The organism is Bacillus chungangensis (genome assembly GCF_030812995.1).
GTDB lineage: Bacteria > Bacillota > Bacilli > Bacillales > Bacillaceae_C > Bacillus_CF > Bacillus_CF chungangensis.
The window spans coordinates 1-17,043 of sequence record NZ_JAUSTT010000025.1 but is presented as its reverse complement, the minus strand read 5'-3'; the positions used below and the strand labels follow the sequence as shown (position 1 = coordinate 17,043).

14 protein-coding genes and 1 other annotated feature (1 of these 15 only partly in view) are annotated in these 17,043 nt (G+C 40.4%); all 14 genes read left to right on the top strand.

The window, feature by feature from the left end; genetic code table 11:
• Positions 1-88: a binding site (T-box leader), on the top strand; it begins 142 nt to the left of the window's first position.
• A gap of 159 nt (positions 89-247) precedes the next feature.
• Positions 248-3,007, top strand: a complete 2,760-nt coding sequence (gene ileS, locus J2S08_RS17465) for an isoleucine--tRNA ligase (RefSeq protein WP_307231808.1) — start codon at positions 248-250, stop codon at positions 3,005-3,007.
• Between the two features lie 175 nt (positions 3,008-3,182).
• Positions 3,183-3,674: a signal peptidase II gene (gene lspA, locus J2S08_RS17460; RefSeq protein WP_307231911.1), complete on the top strand. Its 492-nt coding sequence runs from the start codon at positions 3,183-3,185 to the stop codon at positions 3,672-3,674.
• Positions 3,646-4,557: an RluA family pseudouridine synthase gene (locus J2S08_RS17455; protein ID WP_307231806.1), complete on the top strand. Its 912-nt coding sequence runs from the start codon at positions 3,646-3,648 to the stop codon at positions 4,555-4,557. Before lspA ends, J2S08_RS17455 begins: the two co-directional genes overlap by 29 nt.
• 177 nt (positions 4,558-4,734) lie before the next feature.
• Positions 4,735-5,274, top strand: a complete 540-nt coding sequence (pyrR, locus tag J2S08_RS17450) for a bifunctional pyr operon transcriptional regulator/uracil phosphoribosyltransferase PyrR (protein ID WP_307231804.1) — start codon at positions 4,735-4,737, stop codon at positions 5,272-5,274.
• Positions 5,275-5,500: 226 nt separating this feature from the next.
• Positions 5,501-6,829, top strand: a complete 1,329-nt coding sequence (locus J2S08_RS17445; protein WP_307231803.1) for a solute carrier family 23 protein — start codon at positions 5,501-5,503, stop codon at positions 6,827-6,829.
• Positions 6,830-6,947: 118 nt separating this feature from the next.
• Positions 6,948-7,832: an aspartate carbamoyltransferase catalytic subunit gene (locus J2S08_RS17440; RefSeq protein WP_307231802.1), complete on the top strand. Its 885-nt coding sequence runs from the start codon at positions 6,948-6,950 to the stop codon at positions 7,830-7,832.
• Positions 7,833-7,843: 11 nt separating this feature from the next.
• Entirely contained in the window at positions 7,844-9,130 is a 1,287-nt protein-coding gene (locus J2S08_RS17435; RefSeq protein WP_307231800.1) for a dihydroorotase, read from the top strand.
• Positions 9,127-10,218, top strand: coding sequence for a carbamoyl phosphate synthase small subunit (locus tag J2S08_RS17430; protein ID WP_307231798.1), 1,092 nt, complete (start codon positions 9,127-9,129; stop codon positions 10,216-10,218). The genes J2S08_RS17435 and J2S08_RS17430 overlap by 4 nt, the downstream gene beginning before the upstream one ends.
• Complete coding sequence (carB, locus tag J2S08_RS17425) at positions 10,211-13,423, top strand: carbamoyl-phosphate synthase large subunit (RefSeq protein ID WP_307231796.1); 3,213 nt, start codon at positions 10,211-10,213, stop codon at positions 13,421-13,423. The genes J2S08_RS17430 and carB overlap by 8 nt, the downstream gene beginning before the upstream one ends.
• Positions 13,420-14,199, top strand: coding sequence for a dihydroorotate dehydrogenase electron transfer subunit (locus J2S08_RS17420; protein ID WP_307231794.1), 780 nt, complete (start codon positions 13,420-13,422; stop codon positions 14,197-14,199). The genes carB and J2S08_RS17420 overlap by 4 nt, the downstream gene beginning before the upstream one ends.
• Entirely contained in the window at positions 14,196-15,107 is a 912-nt protein-coding gene (locus J2S08_RS17415) for a dihydroorotate dehydrogenase (RefSeq protein ID WP_307231792.1), read from the top strand. Before J2S08_RS17420 ends, J2S08_RS17415 begins: the two co-directional genes overlap by 4 nt.
• 1 nt (position 15,108) lies before the next feature.
• Positions 15,109-15,819 carry an orotidine-5'-phosphate decarboxylase gene (gene pyrF, locus J2S08_RS17410; protein ID WP_307231790.1) on the top strand — a complete coding sequence of 237 codons (711 nt, stop codon included), beginning with the start codon at positions 15,109-15,111 and terminating at the stop codon, positions 15,817-15,819.
• A 1-nt stretch (position 15,820) separates the two neighbouring features.
• A complete protein-coding gene (gene pyrE, locus J2S08_RS17405; protein WP_307231788.1) occupies positions 15,821-16,456 on the top strand; it encodes an orotate phosphoribosyltransferase in 636 nt (211 codons plus the stop codon).
• Between the two features lie 98 nt (positions 16,457-16,554).
• Positions 16,555-16,914 carry a hypothetical protein gene (locus tag J2S08_RS17400; protein WP_307231786.1) on the top strand — a complete coding sequence of 120 codons (360 nt, stop codon included), beginning with the start codon at positions 16,555-16,557 and terminating at the stop codon, positions 16,912-16,914.
• Positions 16,915-17,043 lie beyond the last annotated feature (129 nt).

The window sequence follows — 17,043 nt, the reverse complement described above, 5'->3', positions numbered from 1 at the left end:
TTCATTCACGTTATGAATGATAGAGTGGACAAAAACTTTTTTTGTCTATTAGGGTGGTACCACGGGAAGAAGCCTTCTCGTCCCTTTCGGGATGAGAAGGCTTTTGTTGTTCCATTTATTATAAACTGAAACTTCCATCAGTGAGAGTCACATATTCCTCACCTATACTTTTTTATTGCACATATTTTTGAGGTAGAGAGCTGGCTCGACAATGAGATGTAGGTTAAATGATACAAGGAGGATAAAAATGGATTATAAAGATACATTGCTTATGCCGAAAACGGAATTTCCGATGCGAGGCAATTTACCAAAAAGAGAACCTGAAATTCAAGCGAAATGGGAAGAAATGAATATTTATGAAAAGGTGCAGGATCGTACAAAAGGAAGGCCATTGTTTGTTCTTCATGACGGTCCTCCATATGCAAATGGTGATCTGCATATGGGACATGCTCTAAATAAAACGTTAAAAGATTTCATTGTTCGTTATAAATCTATGACAGGCTACTGTGCACCATATGTGCCTGGATGGGATACTCATGGTTTGCCAATTGAACATGCGTTGGCAAACAAAGGAGTAAAACGCAAAGAAATGAGCACAGCTGAATTTCGCAAACGCTGTGAAGAGTATGCATATGAACAGATTGATAATCAACGTTCTTCCTTTAAACGGCTAGGTGTTCGCGGGTGTTGGGAAAACCCGTATGTTACCTTGAAACCTGCTTATGAAGCCCAACAAATTAAAGTGTTTGGTGAAATGGCGAAAAAAGGCTACATTTACAAAGGAAAAAAACCGGTGTATTGGTCGCCAAGCAGTGAATCTGCACTTGCAGAAGCTGAAATTGAATATAAAGATAAGCGATCGCCATCTATTTATGTAGCATTTACGGTGACCGATGGAAAGGGTGTCCTTGACCAAGGAACGAAAATGGTTATTTGGACGACTACTCCTTGGACCATTCCTGCAAATTTAGGGATTGCCATCCACCCAGATTTTACTTATGTAGTTGTTGAAGTAGAGAATGAAAAATATGTTGTGGCAGAATCACTGTTAAAAGAGGTTTCAGAAGTAGTCGGCTGGGAAGAAAATCCGAAGGTAATCAAAAAGTTAAAAGGAAATGAAATGGAGTATATTGTCGCAAAACATCCATTTTATGAAAGGGATTCTCTTGTGATGCTTGGCGAGCATGTGACAACTGATTCAGGTACTGGTTGTGTTCATACAGCGCCTGGTCATGGTGAGGATGACTTTTTTATCGGTCAGAAATATGAGTTGGGTGTGCTTTCTCCAGTTGATGCTAAAGGTGTCATGACAGACGAAGCACCTGGATTTGAAGGCTTATTTTATGATAAAGCGAATAAAGAAATTACTGACAAATTAACAGAAGTGGGTGCGCTCTTAAAATTAACTTTCATTACTCACTCGTACCCTCATGATTGGCGGACAAAGAAGCCGGTTATTTATCGAGCAACTTCTCAATGGTTTGCGTCAATTGAGAAATTCCGTCCAGCACTATTAGAAGCCATTAAGAATGTAAAGTGGGTTCCAGCTTGGGGCGAAACCCGATTATTTAATATGGTGCGTGACAGAGGAGATTGGTGTATTTCACGCCAACGTATCTGGGGTGTTCCGATTCCTGTGTTTTATGGAGAAAATGGGGAAGCCATTATTACAGATGAAACAATTGACCATGTATCTAACCTTTTCAGACAATACGGGTCAAACGTTTGGTTTGAACGGGAAGCAAAGGATTTGCTGCCTGAAGGTTTTACACATCCAAGCAGTCCAAATGGACTTTTCACAAAAGAAATGGATATTATGGATGTTTGGTTTGACTCTGGTTCTTCTCACCAAGGAGTGTTGCTGGAAAGAGAGGATTTGCAAAGGCCAGCTGATCTTTATTTAGAAGGATCTGATCAGTATCGCGGCTGGTTTAACTCTTCACTGACAACTGCGGTTGCGGTAACAGGAACGGCTCCATATAAAGGTGTACTCAGCCACGGTTTTACACTTGATGGAGAAGGGCGGAAAATGAGTAAATCGTTAGGCAATGTTATTGTTCCTGAAAAAGTAATTAAACAATTAGGAGCAGATATTATTCGACTTTGGGTGGCTTCTGTTGATTATCAATCTGATGTGCGTGTCTCTGATGCGATTTTGAAACAAGTAACAGAGGTTTACCGTAAAATCAGAAACACGTTCCGTTTCTTACTCGGAAATCTAGCAGATTTTCACCCAGAAACAGATGCTATTGCTTTTGATAAACTTCGTGAAGTAGACCAGTTTATGCTTGTGAAATTAAATAATTTGGTGAAAGATGTTCTTCATGCTTATGAGCATTATGAATTTGCAAACATTTATCACCATGTGAATCATTTCTGCACTGTTGATTTAAGTTCCTTCTATTTAGATTTTGCAAAGGATATCTTATATATTGAAACGGAAAATAATTTAGAGAGACGTGCAATGCAAACCGTCTTTTATGAAACGGTTATTGCTTTGACAAAATTGCTTTCTCCGATTTTAGCTCACACAGCAGATGAGGTTTGGTCCTATATTCCACATGTGGAAGCAGATAGTGTTCAATTGACAGATATGCCTGTAGTGAAGGAACTGCCGAATGCAGAGGCTTTAACAGAAAAATGGCAGCAATTTTTAAAGCTGCGTGACGATGTACTAAAAGCGTTGGAAGAAGCGAGAAACGAAAAAGTGATTGGAAAATCGTTGACTGCAAAAGTGACACTTTATGTAACAGAGGAGACGAAGGATTTATTAGCAAGTTTAGTGGATGCGAATCTGAAGCAGCTCTTTATTGTTTCTGACTTTAAAATTGGCGGCATGTTGAAAGACGCTCCAGATCATGCATTAAAGTTGGAGCACGCTGCCATTGTCGTGGAAAAGGCTGAAGGAGAAACATGTGAACGCTGTTGGGTCGTAACAACCGATACAGGAATGGATAAAGATCATCCGACACTTTGTGCGCGCTGTGCTACGGTTGTGAAAAATTAGGAAATAACTATTCATTAAAAACAATAACCGTTTGTCAAACACAGATTAGCCTCGAAAGAGTTTGTTTTTTTCGAGGCTTTTTTGGTTCTTAGCATTTTCAGTTCATTGTTCCCTTGATTTCTTTTATGTTAAAATGCTTACATAGCAGTTATTGGAGATGGAGGTTGACTTTGTGATTTACTTTTATATCGTGGCGCTGATTGTCATTGGGTTAGACCAATGGACAAAGTGGTTGGTTGTTCAACGAATGGAAGTGGGAGAGACGATCAAGATTATTGATGATTTTCTTTATCTCACTTCACATCGCAATAAAGGGGCTGCATGGGGTATTTTAGAAGGGCAAATGTGGCTGTTTTACATTATAACAGTGATTGTTGTGTGCGGGATTTTATATTACATGAATAAACATGCAAAAGGGAAGCCTCTATTAGGTATAAGTCTTGCTTTCATTCTTGGAGGCGCAATTGGCAATTTTATTGATCGTTTGTTTCGTAAAGAAGTTGTTGATTTTATTAACACATATATTTTTACTTATGACTTTCCAATCTTTAATATTGCCGATTCGGCATTGACCATTGGTGTCATACTTTTATTGATTCAAATGTTTTTGGAAGAACGAAAAGCAAAGGAGAGCAGCCGTGGAAATAAAAAAATATACCATTCTTGAACATCAGCATGAGGAGCGCCTTGATAAAGTTGTTGCAAGTTTACATAAGGAATGGTCTCGTTCTCAAGTCCAGCAATGGATAAAAGATGGCAATGTACTTGTAAATAATCGCCAATCAAAGGCAAATTACAAATGTACAACAGGAGATGACATTACCATTCAAGTGCCTGAAAAAGATGAATTAATTGTTTCTCCAGAAAGGATGGATCTTGACATTGCCTATGAAGATGATGATGTCATCGTGATTAATAAACCAAAAGGGATGGTTGTACATCCAGCAGCTGGCCATAGCAGCGGAACGTTGGCAAATGGTTTAAAAGCACATTGCGGAGAACTGTCGGATTTAAATGGGCCCCTTCGCCCAGGAATTGTACACAGAATCGATAAAGATACTTCGGGGCTGCTAATGGCAGCAAAAAATAATGAAGCTCATCAACAGTTAGTAGGACAGCTTGTTGATAAAACAGTCACAAGGAAATATTGTGCACTCGTTCATGGACGCGTCCCACATGATGACGGGACAGTAGATGCACCAATAGGTCGGGACCCCGAACATCGACAGCGGATGGCTGTTGTGGACAATGGGAAAAAAGCAGTGACACATTTCCATGTCTTAGAACGGTTTCAGGACTATACTTTGTTGGAATGTACATTAGAGACAGGGCGGACACACCAAATCCGCGTACATATGCAATATATAGGGTTTCCACTTGTCGGTGATCCGACTTACGGTCCTAAGAAGACATTGCAGCTTGAAGGGCAAGCTTTGCATGCAGGATTACTTGGTTTTCAACATCCAAGAACAGAGGAATATTTAGAATTTCGAGCGCCGTTGCCAGCATATTTTACAACATTGCTTGCATCTCTTCGAAAAAATGATTGACAAAGCAGGGGAATTAGCATTAAACTATTAGTAATTAAATAAGCCTTTAATACAGTCCCGTGAGGCTGAGAAGGAACGATCAGCAGTACTTTTGTTTTGTGCTGCCTGCAACTGTAGGATACGTATACCTCTCGCCTCTGGCGTGAGGTTTTTTAATGGAAAGAGAGGTGGAAAATGATGCAAAAAGCAATTATTTTAGATGACAAAGCGATCCAACGTGCATTAACTCGAATAGCACATGAGATCATTGAAAGAAATAAAGGGATTGAACATTGTTTATTAGCTGGTATAAAAACTCGTGGCATCCACCTCGCAAACCGATTAGCGGAACGAATAGAAAAGATTGAAGGACAGCCGATTGCAGTCGGTGAACTGGATATTTCATTATATCGAGATGACTTATCTAAAAAACATCATCATGGGGAACCAGAAGTGAAGGGCGCTGATATCCCGATTGATGTTACGAATAAAAAAGTGATTTTAGTCGATGATGTTTTGTATACGGGTAGAACAGTGCGTGCCGCTATGGACGCCCTTATGGATGTTGGACGGCCTGCGCAAATTCAGCTTGCTGTTTTAATAGATCGAGGCCATCGTGAATTACCGATTCGTGCAGATTTCATAGGTAAAAATGTTCCGACTTCAAGTGCAGAACGAATCGTTGTTGAATTAATAGAAGTCGATCAATCTGATCAAGTAACGATTTTTGAGAAATGAGTGTCTAAAAACTTTATCATATAACCTCTTTTAAAAGCAGTCCAGTGAGGCTGACAAAGGGGGCAGCTTGCTTGAGAGCATTTTTTGGCTACCACACCCTCTTTGTGTCTTTTTTGAACAATTGAGGGTGTTTTTTTATGAGGCGGCAATCGATAAATTACAATATGTGACTATAGCTTGACTGGAAAATATGTTGATAAAAAACATCATGCAGGGAGGAATCATCATGGAAAACAATGAACAAAAAGCAATATTAGAAGTACAGGAAGTACCGAAATTCTCTCAATGGCTGACACTTAGTTTACAGCATTTATTTGCAATGTTCGGTGCAACTGTCCTTGTACCAATGCTAGTCGGATTAAGCCCTGGCGTTGCCCTTATTTCAAGCGGGCTGGGAACAATCGCTTATTTGTTTATTACGAAAGGACAGATTCCGGCCTACTTAGGTTCTTCTTTCGCTTTTATCGCGCCAATCATCGCTGCTAAATCATTAGGAGGCGCGGAAGCAGCGATGCTGGGAACGTTTTTGGCTGGTCTTGTTTATGGACTAGTGGCGCTCTTTATATGGAAAATGGGGTTGAAATGGCTGATGCATTTATTGCCTCCAGTCGTCGTTGGTCCAATCATTATCGTCATTGGTCTTGGATTAGCAGGAACTGCAATTGAAATGGCAACATATCAAAATCCTGGAGCACCACCTGCGGAACTCATTTATAGTACAAAACACTTATTGGTAGCATTAGCAACTCTTGCAATTACGATTATAAGCACGATGTTTTTACGAGGGTTTTTTGGACTAATACCAATACTCATTGGCATCGCAGGCGGATATGCGATAGCAGTTATTGCTGGCTTAGTAGATTTTACTTCAGTTATCGCTGCACCCTTTTTTGAAATACCAGACTTTGTGATTCCGTTTGTAACCTACACTCCATCTTTTTCGTGGGAGGTTGTCTTTATAATGGTGCCTGTTGCCCTTGTTACGCTCGCTGAGCATACAGGTGATCAAATGGTGTTAAGTAAAGTAGTCGGGCGAAATTTTCTTGAAAAACCAGGTTTGCATCGCTCTATCCTTGGGGATGGAATCGCGACAGTGATTGCCTCACTAATTGGGGGGCCGCCTAATACAACATACGGAGAAAACATTGGTGTCTTGGCTATTACTAGAGTATACAGTGTCTTCGTTATTGGCGGAGCAGCAGTACTAGCAATTTGCTTCGGTTTTATCGGAAAAATCACAGCTTTGATAGGAACGATTCCTTCTGCGGTGATGGGAGGCGTTTCAATTCTCCTATTCGGGATTATCGCTTCCAGCGGTTTGCGCATGTTAATTGACCAACAAGTTGATTTTGGCAAAAAACGAAATTTAATTATTTCTTCTGTCATCTTGGTGATCGGTGTTGGTGGGGCTTTTATTCAAGTAAGTGATCAGATGCAGATTTCAGGCATGGCGCTAGCGGCAATCATTGGAGTTATTTTAAATCTTGTCCTTCCAGGACGAGACAAAGTGGAAGGAAAGAATATGTTTGGAGATCAATCTGATCATGCAGCATAGCTCCCCGTTTCTATAAGCGGGGATTCCCCACCCTTATTTATAAGTGTTCATAATGGAAATTGATCTTTAAGGCACAGATTTATGCCCCGTAAATTGAAGTGACTGGAGGAAACTGAAAATGAGCAATTTTCTTACGTTAAATGACTTAACCATTATTGAAATCAAGGAGCTTTTACAAGATGCGAATCAGTTTTCTAAAGGGGCCCAATGGTTCCCAGCGGAGAAAAGATATGCAGTCAATCTTTTCTTTGAACCAAGCACACGGACAAAAAGCAGTTTCGAAATAGCGGAACGAAAGCTTGGCATAGAGGTAATACCTTTTGAAATAGACAAATCTAGCTTAACGAAAGGCGAATCTTTGTACGATACGGTAAAAACTTTTGAAGCAGTAGGAGTAGATGTTGCTGTAATCCGTCATGATCAAGATGGTTTTTATCAGGAACTTGTTGATAACTTAGAAATTCCGCTTATAAATGGCGGCGATGGTTGTGGTCATCATCCATCACAATCACTGCTTGATCTATTTACAATAGAACAAGAATTCGGAAGCTTTGAAAATCTCAATGTCGCAATTGTTGGGGACATTATGCATAGCCGTGTCGCTCGTTCCAATGCAGAAGTGTTAAAAAGGCTAGGTGCAAATGTCATGTTTTCAGGCCCGAAGGAATGGTTTCGTACATCTTATTTACAAGCGGGAGAATACTTGGAAATTGATGAAGTGGTAGAGCATGCAGATGTATGTATGTTTCTACGCATCCAACATGAGCGCCATCATGAAACTGCTGCCCTTTCAAAAGAAGAATACCACCAACGATATGGGTTGACAGAAGAACGGGAAAAACGGATGAAAAAAGATAGCATTATTATGCATCCAGCCCCAGTCAATCGCAATGTGGAGATCGCAGATAAATTAGTAGAATGCAAACGATCTCGTATTTTTCAACAAATTAAAAATGGTGTTTTCGTCAGAATGGCAATTTTAAAAAGAGTGCTCAGCCACTAGGAGGGGTTAAATTGAATTGGTTCATAACGAATGGGACAATCATTGAGCAAAATGGAGAAGAGCGAATAGTTGATATTAGAATCATAGATGGGAAAATAGCGGAAATTGCACCAAATCTCGTTAACAATGGTGAAAAAGAATTTGATGCCACAGGTTTTCTTATATCTCCAGGGTTTGTAGATTTACATATTCATTTGCGAGAACCAGGAGGAGAACAGAAAGAAACAATTGCAACAGGGACAATGGCTGCAGCAAAAGGGGGCTTTACAACAGTAGCAGCGATGCCAAATACCCGTCCAGTCCCAGACACGCCAGAGCAAATGGAGTGGGTTGTTCAAAGAGCAAAAGAGACAGGACATGTTCGAGTATTGCCTTATGGTGCGATTACGACGCGCCAGCTTGGCCGTGAGCTAACCGATTTCCACGGTTTAAAAAAGGCAGGCGCTTTCGCTTTTACAGATGATGGAGTTGGAGTGCAAGAAGCTAGTAAAATGTTAGAAGCGATGAAGCTTGCTGCGAACCTTGACATGGCAATTGTCGCTCATTGTGAGGATAATTCTCTTATATATGGTGGAGCAGTTCACGAGGGGGAATTTTCGAGAAAACATGGCATCCCTGGCATCCCGTCTGTTTGTGAATCTGTTCATATTGCAAGAGATGTGCTATTGGCGGAAGCAGCCAATTGCCATTATCATGTTTGCCATATTAGTACGAAAGAATCTGTTCGAGTTGTACGTGATGCGAAGCGTGCAGGAATAAGGGTGACAGCTGAGGTTACCCCTCATCATTTGCTTTTAAGTGAACATGATATTCCCGGCGATGATGGGAACTTTAAGATGAACCCGCCTTTAAGAAGCATAGAAGATAAACAAGCATTAATCGCAGGCTTGCTTGATGGCACAATTGATTTTATTGCTACAGATCATGCGCCGCACACAGAAGAGGAAAAACAGGCAGGCTTGAAAATGGCGCCATTTGGAATTGTTGGCCTCGAAACGGCATTTCCTCTACTTTATACTCATTTTGTTGCAACAGGAATCTTTTCACTGAAACAGCTTATTGATTGGTTAACAGTCATTCCATCAGAAACCTTTGCGCTTCCGTATGGTACGTTAAAAATTGGTAATGTTGCTGATATCGTTATTCTCGATTTAAACAAAGAGAAAAACATCGACCCTGCCGAATTTGCTTCGAAAGGAAAAAATACACCATTTGCAGGTTGGATATGTAAAGGATGGCCCGTAGCAACATTTGTGGATGGCATATTAAAATGGGCGGAAGGAAGTGAGTTTGAATGAAAAAGCAGCTTATCCTTGAGGATGGGTCAGTCTTTGTAGGAACGGCATTTGGAAGTGAACGTGAATGCATTGGAGAGGTTGTGTTTCATACGAGCATAACAGGTTATCAAGAAATAATTTCCGATCCTACTAACCATGGGAAAATAGTATTGATGACTTATCCACTAATTGGCAATTACGGCATTAATCGTGATGATTTTGAGACAATTCATCCTACAATAAAGGGATTGATTGTAAAAGAAGCGGCTGAATTTCCTTCAAACTGGCGAAGTGACATGACACTAGATCATTTTTTGCAGCAAAAAGGCATTTCTGGGTTAGCTGGCATCGATACTAGGAAGCTAATGAGAATGATTCGATCAAAAGGCATCTTAAAAGGTGCATTCTGCAATGTGGATGAAAAGACAGACGATATTGTCGCTCGTTTAAAAGCAACCCCCCTCCCAAAGGATCAAGTAAAGCAAGTATCTACACAAAAACATTTCCCAAGTCCTGGAAGAGGTTATAACATCGTGGTAGTTGATTTTGGATTAAAGCATGGGATTTTACGCGAGCTCAATCAGCGTCAATGTGATGTAACAGTTTTACCTTATGATACATCTGCTCAAGATATTCTTGCATTAAAGCCGGATGGTGTGCTGCTGTCAAATGGTCCCGGAAATCCGCTTCATGCAACAGAAACAATAGAAATGATTCAAACAATACTTGGGAAAATCCCTCTGTTTGGAATCGGTCTTGGCCATCAGTTATTCGCACTTGCAAATGGCGCTGAAATTGAAAAAATGTTATTTGGCCATCATGGTTCAAGTTATCCAGTAAAAAATGTACATACAAATAAAGTAATTTTTACTGCACAAAACAATCTATATACGGTGAAAGAAGATGATGCACTATCAACTTCATTAAAAATTACCTATCGAAACCTAAATGATCATACGATTGCAGGTTTAGTTCACAAGATACATCCTGCTTTTAGTGTCCAGTTTCATCCAGAGGCATCTCCGGGAGCTGAGGATGCTAAATATCTGTTTGACGAGTTTCTACAAATGATTGAAGTGAGAAAAAGAGAGGAGAGCAATCATGCCTAAACGTACAGACATTAAAAGTATTCTCGTAATTGGTTCAGGTCCGATTGTCATTGGACAGGCGGCAGAGTTTGATTATGCTGGCACACAAGCTTGTCTTGCATTAAAAGAGGAAGGATATCGCGTTATTCTTGTTAACTCTAACCCTGCAACGATTATGACCGATCCTGAAATGGCAGATGCTGTATATATAGAACCTCTCACCGTTGAATTTGTAGGCCGCATTATTCGAAAAGAGCGTCCCGATGCAATTTTACCAACGCTAGGTGGACAAACGGGACTTAACCTAGCAATTGCATTATCCAACGCAGGCGTTTTGGAGGAATGTCAAGTTGAGGTACTGGGTACAAAGCTTGATGCGATTGAACAGGCAGAGGATCGTGAACTTTTCAGACAGTTGATGAACGATATTCATGAACCAGTTCCTGATAGCGACATCGTTCATTCATTAGAAGAAGCATATCTGTTTGTTAAGAAAGTTGGTTATCCAGTTATTGTACGTCCCGCATACACACTCGGCGGGACAGGCGGCGGCATTTGTGAAAATAAAGAAGAACTAATTGATATTGTTTCCAGTGGTTTAAAACAGAGTCCAGTGCATCAATGCCTCCTTGAAAAAAGCATTGCTGGTTTTAAAGAAATCGAATATGAAGTAATGCGTGATGCAAATGATAATGCGATTGTCGTTTGCAATATGGAAAATGTTGATCCAGTTGGTATTCATACAGGAGACTCCATTGTCGTTGCACCTAGTCAAACATTGAGTGATCGCGAATATCAAATGTTAAGAAATACATCATTAAAAATCATTCGGGAACTTGGCATCGAAGGCGGCTGTAACGTCCAGCTTGCACTTGATCCAAAGAGTTTTCAATACTATGTGATTGAAGTAAACCCTCGTGTCAGCCGTTCTTCCGCACTTGCATCAAAGGCAACTGGTTTTCCAATTGCTAAGTTAGCTGCAAAAATTGCTGTAGGATTTTCTTTAGATGAAATGATGAATCCTGTTACCGGTAAAACTTATGCTTGCTTTGAGCCGGCTTTAGATTATGTTGTGACAAAAATCCCAAGGTGGCCGTTTGATAAGTTTGAATCGGCAAGCAGACATTTAGGAACACAAATGAAGGCAACAGGAGAAGTAATGGCAATCGGCCGAACTTTTGAAGAATCACTCTTGAAAGCAGTTCGTTCTTTAGAAAGCAATGTCTATCATCTTGAACTGCAGGATGGGGAAATGATTGCTGATGTTTTATTAGAAAAAAGAATTAAAAAAGCTGGAGACGAAAGACTTTTTTATCTAGGAGAAGCACTGCGAAGAGGGATAGCAATTGAAACACTTCATGATTGGAGCAGTATTGATCTATTTTTTCTTTACAAGTTAAAGAAGCTGATTACACTAGAAAGAGAATTGGGTCAAGCAGCATTTAATAAAGAGATAGCAAAGCAAGCAAAAGCGATGGGCTTTGCAGATAAAACAATTGCAAAACTGTGGCAGACAACAGAAAAAGTAATTTACGAATGGCGGAAAGAGCACAAGATAATGCCAGTGTATAAGATGGTTGATACTTGTGCAGGCGAATTTTCCTCTGAAACGCCTTATTATTATGGAACGTATGAGGAAGAAAATGAATCACTTAAAAACGACCATAAAAGTGTCATCGTACTTGGCTCTGGCCCTATCAGGATTGGCCAAGGAATTGAATTCGACTATGCTACTGTCCATTCGGTTTGGGCAATTCAGGAAGCTGGTTTTGAAGCAATTATTGTGAATAATAATCCTGAAACAGTATCAACTGATTTTAGCATTTCTGACAAGCTCTATTTTGAGCCGCTAACAATAGAAGATGTTATGCATATCATCGATTTAGAACAGCCTGAAGGCGTCATCGTTCAATTTGGCGGACAAACTGCGATTAACCTTGCTGCTGCTCTTGTCGAGCGTGGTGTTCGTATTCTTGGCACTTCACTGGAAAGTTTGGACCAAGCGGAAGACCGTGATAAATTTGAGCAGGCTTTGAGTATGTTAAAAATCCCGCAGCCAAAAGGAAAGACGGCTTTTTCTATTGAAGAAGCTATCAAGATTGCCTCCGATATCGGCTATCCAGTTCTCGTTCGCCCATCTTACGTGCTTGGCGGCCGAGCGATGGAAATTGTATACGAAGAATCTGAATTGCTTCACTATATGGAAAATGCGGTCAGGGTAAATCCAGAGCACCCAGTACTTGTTGATCGTTATCTTGTTGGAAAAGAAATTGAAGTAGACGCCATTTCTGATGGAATTGATGTGCTAATACCGGGAATTATGGAGCATATTGAGCGAGCGGGAGTTCATTCTGGAGATTCGATTGCTGTCTATCCATCACAAAATATTTCAGATGCACTAAAGGAAAAGATTGTTGATTATACAATAAGGCTGGCGAAGGGTTTGCGTATTATTGGGTTGCTTAATATTCAATATGTAATTTATGGGGATGAGGTTTATGTTATTGAAGTAAACCCAAGATCGAGTAGAACGGTGCCATTTTTGAGTAAAATTACGAATGTGCCAATGGCTAATGTAGCGACAAAAGTGATTTTAGGACAAAAGTTAAAAACATTAGGCTATGAAGGTGGACTTATTCCGGAAAAAGCAGGTGTTTACGTAAAGGTACCTGTCTTTTCGTTTGCAAAGTTACGGAGAGTTGATATTTCTCTGGGACCAGAGATGAAATCAACTGGGGAAGTAATGGGGAAAGATTTTACCCTCGAAAAAGCACTATATAAAGGGTTGATTGCTTCGGGAATGGAAATGAGGGAATACGGGACAGTTCTATTGACAGTAGCTGATAAAGACAAGGAAGAAGCACTTGAACTTGCAAAACGCTTTGCAAATATTGGCTATACGTTGATGGCAACAAAAGGAACAGCCGCATTTTTGCTAGAGAATGGTGTGGAAGCAGCAATTGTTGCAAAAATTGGTTCAGAAGGGCCGACTTTATTGGATATCATTCGACAAGGAAAAGCGCAAATGATCATCAATACATTAACGAAAGGAAAGCAGCCGCAGCGAGATGGATTCCGTATTCGCCGTGAATCTGTTGAAAATGGTGTTCCTTGTTTAACGTCATTAGATACGGCGAGTGCGATATTAGGTGTTTTAGAGTCGATGACTTTTACAGCTCAGCCAATGCCACATTTAAATGACAAGAAAGAGGTTATGCAAGAATGATCAAACAAGATGAGATGGAAGTAGTCTGTCAGAAGCAAATTGCCAAAGATATATATGAGTTGACATTAGAAGGCTCATTAGTGGAGGAAATGAAGGAACCTGGACAATTTGTACATGTCCGGTCTCATGATGGTCATGATCCACTATTGCGAAGGCCAATTAGCATTGCCACTTTTGAGCAAGCAAAGCAGCAGCTGACCCTTATTTATCGAACTGAGGGAAAAGGAACGAAAATACTCTCCCAGAAGCATGCAGGTGATAGAGTGGATGTGTTAGGACCATTAGGAAATGGTTTTCCTGTTGATGCACTTGCTGCTGGACAGCACGCATTATTAATTGGAGGCGGCATTGGTGTTCCACCTTTATATGAGCTTGCAAAGCAGCTAACAGAAAACGGCATTCAAGTTTCCCATATACTAGGTTTTGAAACAACGGATAAAGCTTTCTATATAGAAAAATTTTCTCAATTTGGTGAAACGTATGTTGCTACTGTTGATGGCACGTTAGGAACGAAGGGCTTTGTCACAGATGTGATTGATCAGAATGGACTTTCCTTTGATTGTCTTTATGCTTGCGGCCCAACACCGATGTTAAAGGCTTTAGAGGTGCGCTATTCTGATCGCAGAGCATTTCTATCATTAGAAGAGCGGATGGGTTGCGGAATTGGCGCTTGTTTTGCCTGTGTATGTCATGTTGCTAATGATAAGACTGGCATTGCATACCGTAAAATATGCAGCGACGGCCCTGTCTTCCCGATTGGTGAGGTGGTATTATGAATCGACTTCATATTGAATTACCAGGACTATCTTTAAAAAACCCAATTATGCCTGCTTCAGGCTGCTTTGGTTTCGGAAAAGAATTTAGCCAGTTGTATCATTTAAGTATCCTCGGAGCAATCATGATAAAGGCAACAACCTTTGAACCAAGATTTGGGAATCCGACACCGCGAGTAGCCGAGACACCCTCAGGAATGCTAAATGCAATTGGACTGCAAAATCCTGGTCTGGAGCACGTTATGGCTGAGGAACTTCCTTGGTTGGCACAATATGATGTCCCAATTATTGCTAATGTTGCTGGTTCACAAGTAGAAGATTATGTAGAAGTCGCAAAAAGAATTTCTACCGCTCACAACGTCCACGCATTAGAATTGAATATTTCTTGTCCGAATGTGAAAACAGGGGGAATTGCGTTTGGGACGATTCCGGAAGTTGCACACGTATTAACGAAACAGGTGAAGGAAGTTTCTAGTGTTCCTGTCTATGTAAAGCTTTCTCCTAATGTCGCAAATATCGTTGAGATGGCAGTTGCAGTGGCAGAAGCTGGGGCGGATGGTTTAACGATGATCAACACATTATTAGGGATGAGAATTGACTTGAAAACTGGTAAGCCTATTCTTGCAAACGGATCAGGGGGGCTTTCTGGTCCAGCGATTAAACCAGTGGCGATTCGTATGATTTATGAAGTAAGCCAGCGGGTAGATATTCCGATTATTGGAATGGGAGGCATTCATTCTGTTGATGATGTGATTGAATATTTTTATGCGGGAGCAAGCGCTGTAGCAATAGGAACGGCTAATTTTATAGATCCTTATATATGTGAAAAATTGATTGCAGCACTTCCTGATAAATTAGATGAATTAGGTGTCGAACATATTTCAGAACTTACGGGAAGGAGCTGGAAATAAGATGGAAGAAAGGCCGGTTATTGCACTAGATTATTCAAATTGGGAAGAGGCTAAGCTGTTTTTGCAGTCTTTCCATGATGAAAGATTATTTGTTAAAGTGGGCATGGAACTTTTTTATCAGTCTGGTCCAACTATCGTTGAAACAATCAAGGCTCAAGGCCACCATATATTTTTAGATTTAAAACTTCATGATATTCCAAATACTATTTATCAAGCACTGAAAGGATTAGCAGCTTTGCAAATCGACATGGTAAATGTTCATGCAGCAGGCGGAATGAATATGATGAAGGCAGCATTAGAAGGGCTTGAGGCTGGAACTCCAGCAGGGATGCAGCGGCCTTTGTTGATTGCTGTAACACAGCTGACAAGTACGACTGAGGAGCAAATGCAAAAAGAGCAGCTGATTTCAAAAACACTGCAAACGTCAGTCGTTCATTATGCTCGGCTTACGTATGAGGCTGGTTTAGATGGCGTTGTTTGTTCCGCTTTAGAAGCAGCACACATTTGCCGCGAAACAAATGAACATTTTTTGCGTGTAACCCCAGGCATTCGGTTGCCAGGTGAAGCAGTACATGATCAGAAGCGCGTTGTGACACCAGAAGATGCTCGAAAATTAGGTGCGACAGGGATTGTTGTAGGGCGTTCGATTACGGAATCAGCATCACCATTAACCGCATATTTGAAGATAAAAGAAGCATGGGAGGAGAAATAATATGAAGCATAAGATTGCAGAGGATTTATTGAAGATTAAAGCCGTTTTTTTACAGCCTGATAAGCCGTTTACATGGTCTTCTGGACTACGCTCCCCTATTTATTGTGATAACCGTTTAACACTTTCGTATCCGAAGTTTAGGAAAGAAATTGCAAGAGGTTTAACGACTTTGATCAAGCAGCATTTTCCTGATGTAGAAGTGATTGCTGGAACAGCAACCGCTGGTATCCCTCATGCAGCATGGGTAAGTGATCTAATGGAGCTGCCAATGAGTTATGTACGTTCTAAAGCAAAAGCACATGGAAAAGGCAATCAAATTGAGGGCAAAGTGGCAAGTGGTCAAAAAGTAGTCGTTGTAGAGGATTTAATTTCAACGGGAGGAAGTGTACTTACAGCAGTAGAAGCGCTCCGTGCAGCTGAGTGCGACGTTTTAGGTGTTGCCTCTATTTTTACTTATGAATTAGAAAAAGCAGCGCAGCAATTGACAGAGGCAAACATTGAAGCGCACTCCTTAACAAATTATTCAGCTTTGCTTGATGCAGCACTGAAACTGGCAATCATTCATGAAAGTGATATGGAAACACTAAAAGCTTGGCGGCAAAATCCAAGTGCATGGGGAAACCATTTTTCATCTTAATGAATAGCGTTCGAAATCCATTCGAACGCTTGTTGTATAAAGTGATTGATTTTTCAAAATATATATCTTATGATAGAGTTCATAAGGAGGCGAAAAACATGACTGAAAATGAAATGTTCGGCGAGCTGATGAAAGAGTTAAAAGAAATGCGCGGCGAGATGAGCCAAGGTTCTCAGCAGGTGGATCAACGCTTTGAGCAAGTAGATGAACGTTTCGGACAGGTAGACAAACGTTTTGAACAAATGGGTGGTTCTATACAGCAATTAGGTGTTCAAATAACACATCTAACAGCGAAAGTTGACGATCTTACTGGATTGACAGGAAGTATGAAAGTAAGTTTGGATGCACATAATGCGACTATTTTAATCGATCAAAATGATTTAAAAAAGCGCGTGAAAAAAAATGATCAGCGCCTTGATCGCCTTGATAAATGGAAGAATAAGACATTTAAAGTTTAATATTTTCATATATTGTGTATGGATAAAAAAGAAGAAGAGGTTGGGACAAAACCCACCTCTGACATGAAAAAGCCGGTGAAATTTTACGACGAGTAAAATTTCACCGGCTTTGATAACTTTTGCATTAAA

What these genes read in the sequence shown, in the direction of transcription:
- ileS (WP_307231808.1), top strand. Translation starts at nt 248, where the DNA reads ATGGATTATAAAGATACATTGCTTATGCCGAAAACGGAATTTCCGATG.
- pyrR (WP_307231804.1), top strand. Translation starts at nt 4,735, where the DNA reads ATGCAAAAAGCAATTATTTTAGATGACAAAGCGATCCAACGTGCATTA.
- J2S08_RS17445 (WP_307231803.1), top strand. Translation starts at nt 5,501, where the DNA reads ATGGAAAACAATGAACAAAAAGCAATATTAGAAGTACAGGAAGTACCG.
- J2S08_RS17440 (WP_307231802.1), top strand. Translation starts at nt 6,948, where the DNA reads ATGAGCAATTTTCTTACGTTAAATGACTTAACCATTATTGAAATCAAG.
- J2S08_RS17430 (WP_307231798.1), top strand. Translation starts at nt 9,127, where the DNA reads ATGAAAAAGCAGCTTATCCTTGAGGATGGGTCAGTCTTTGTAGGAACG.
- carB (WP_307231796.1), top strand. Translation starts at nt 10,211, where the DNA reads ATGCCTAAACGTACAGACATTAAAAGTATTCTCGTAATTGGTTCAGGT.
- J2S08_RS17420 (WP_307231794.1), top strand. Translation starts at nt 13,420, where the DNA reads ATGATCAAACAAGATGAGATGGAAGTAGTCTGTCAGAAGCAAATTGCC.
- J2S08_RS17415 (WP_307231792.1), top strand. Translation starts at nt 14,196, where the DNA reads ATGAATCGACTTCATATTGAATTACCAGGACTATCTTTAAAAAACCCA.
- pyrF (WP_307231790.1), top strand. Translation starts at nt 15,109, where the DNA reads ATGGAAGAAAGGCCGGTTATTGCACTAGATTATTCAAATTGGGAAGAG.
- pyrE (WP_307231788.1), top strand. Translation starts at nt 15,821, where the DNA reads ATGAAGCATAAGATTGCAGAGGATTTATTGAAGATTAAAGCCGTTTTT.
- J2S08_RS17400 (WP_307231786.1), top strand. Translation starts at nt 16,555, where the DNA reads ATGACTGAAAATGAAATGTTCGGCGAGCTGATGAAAGAGTTAAAAGAA.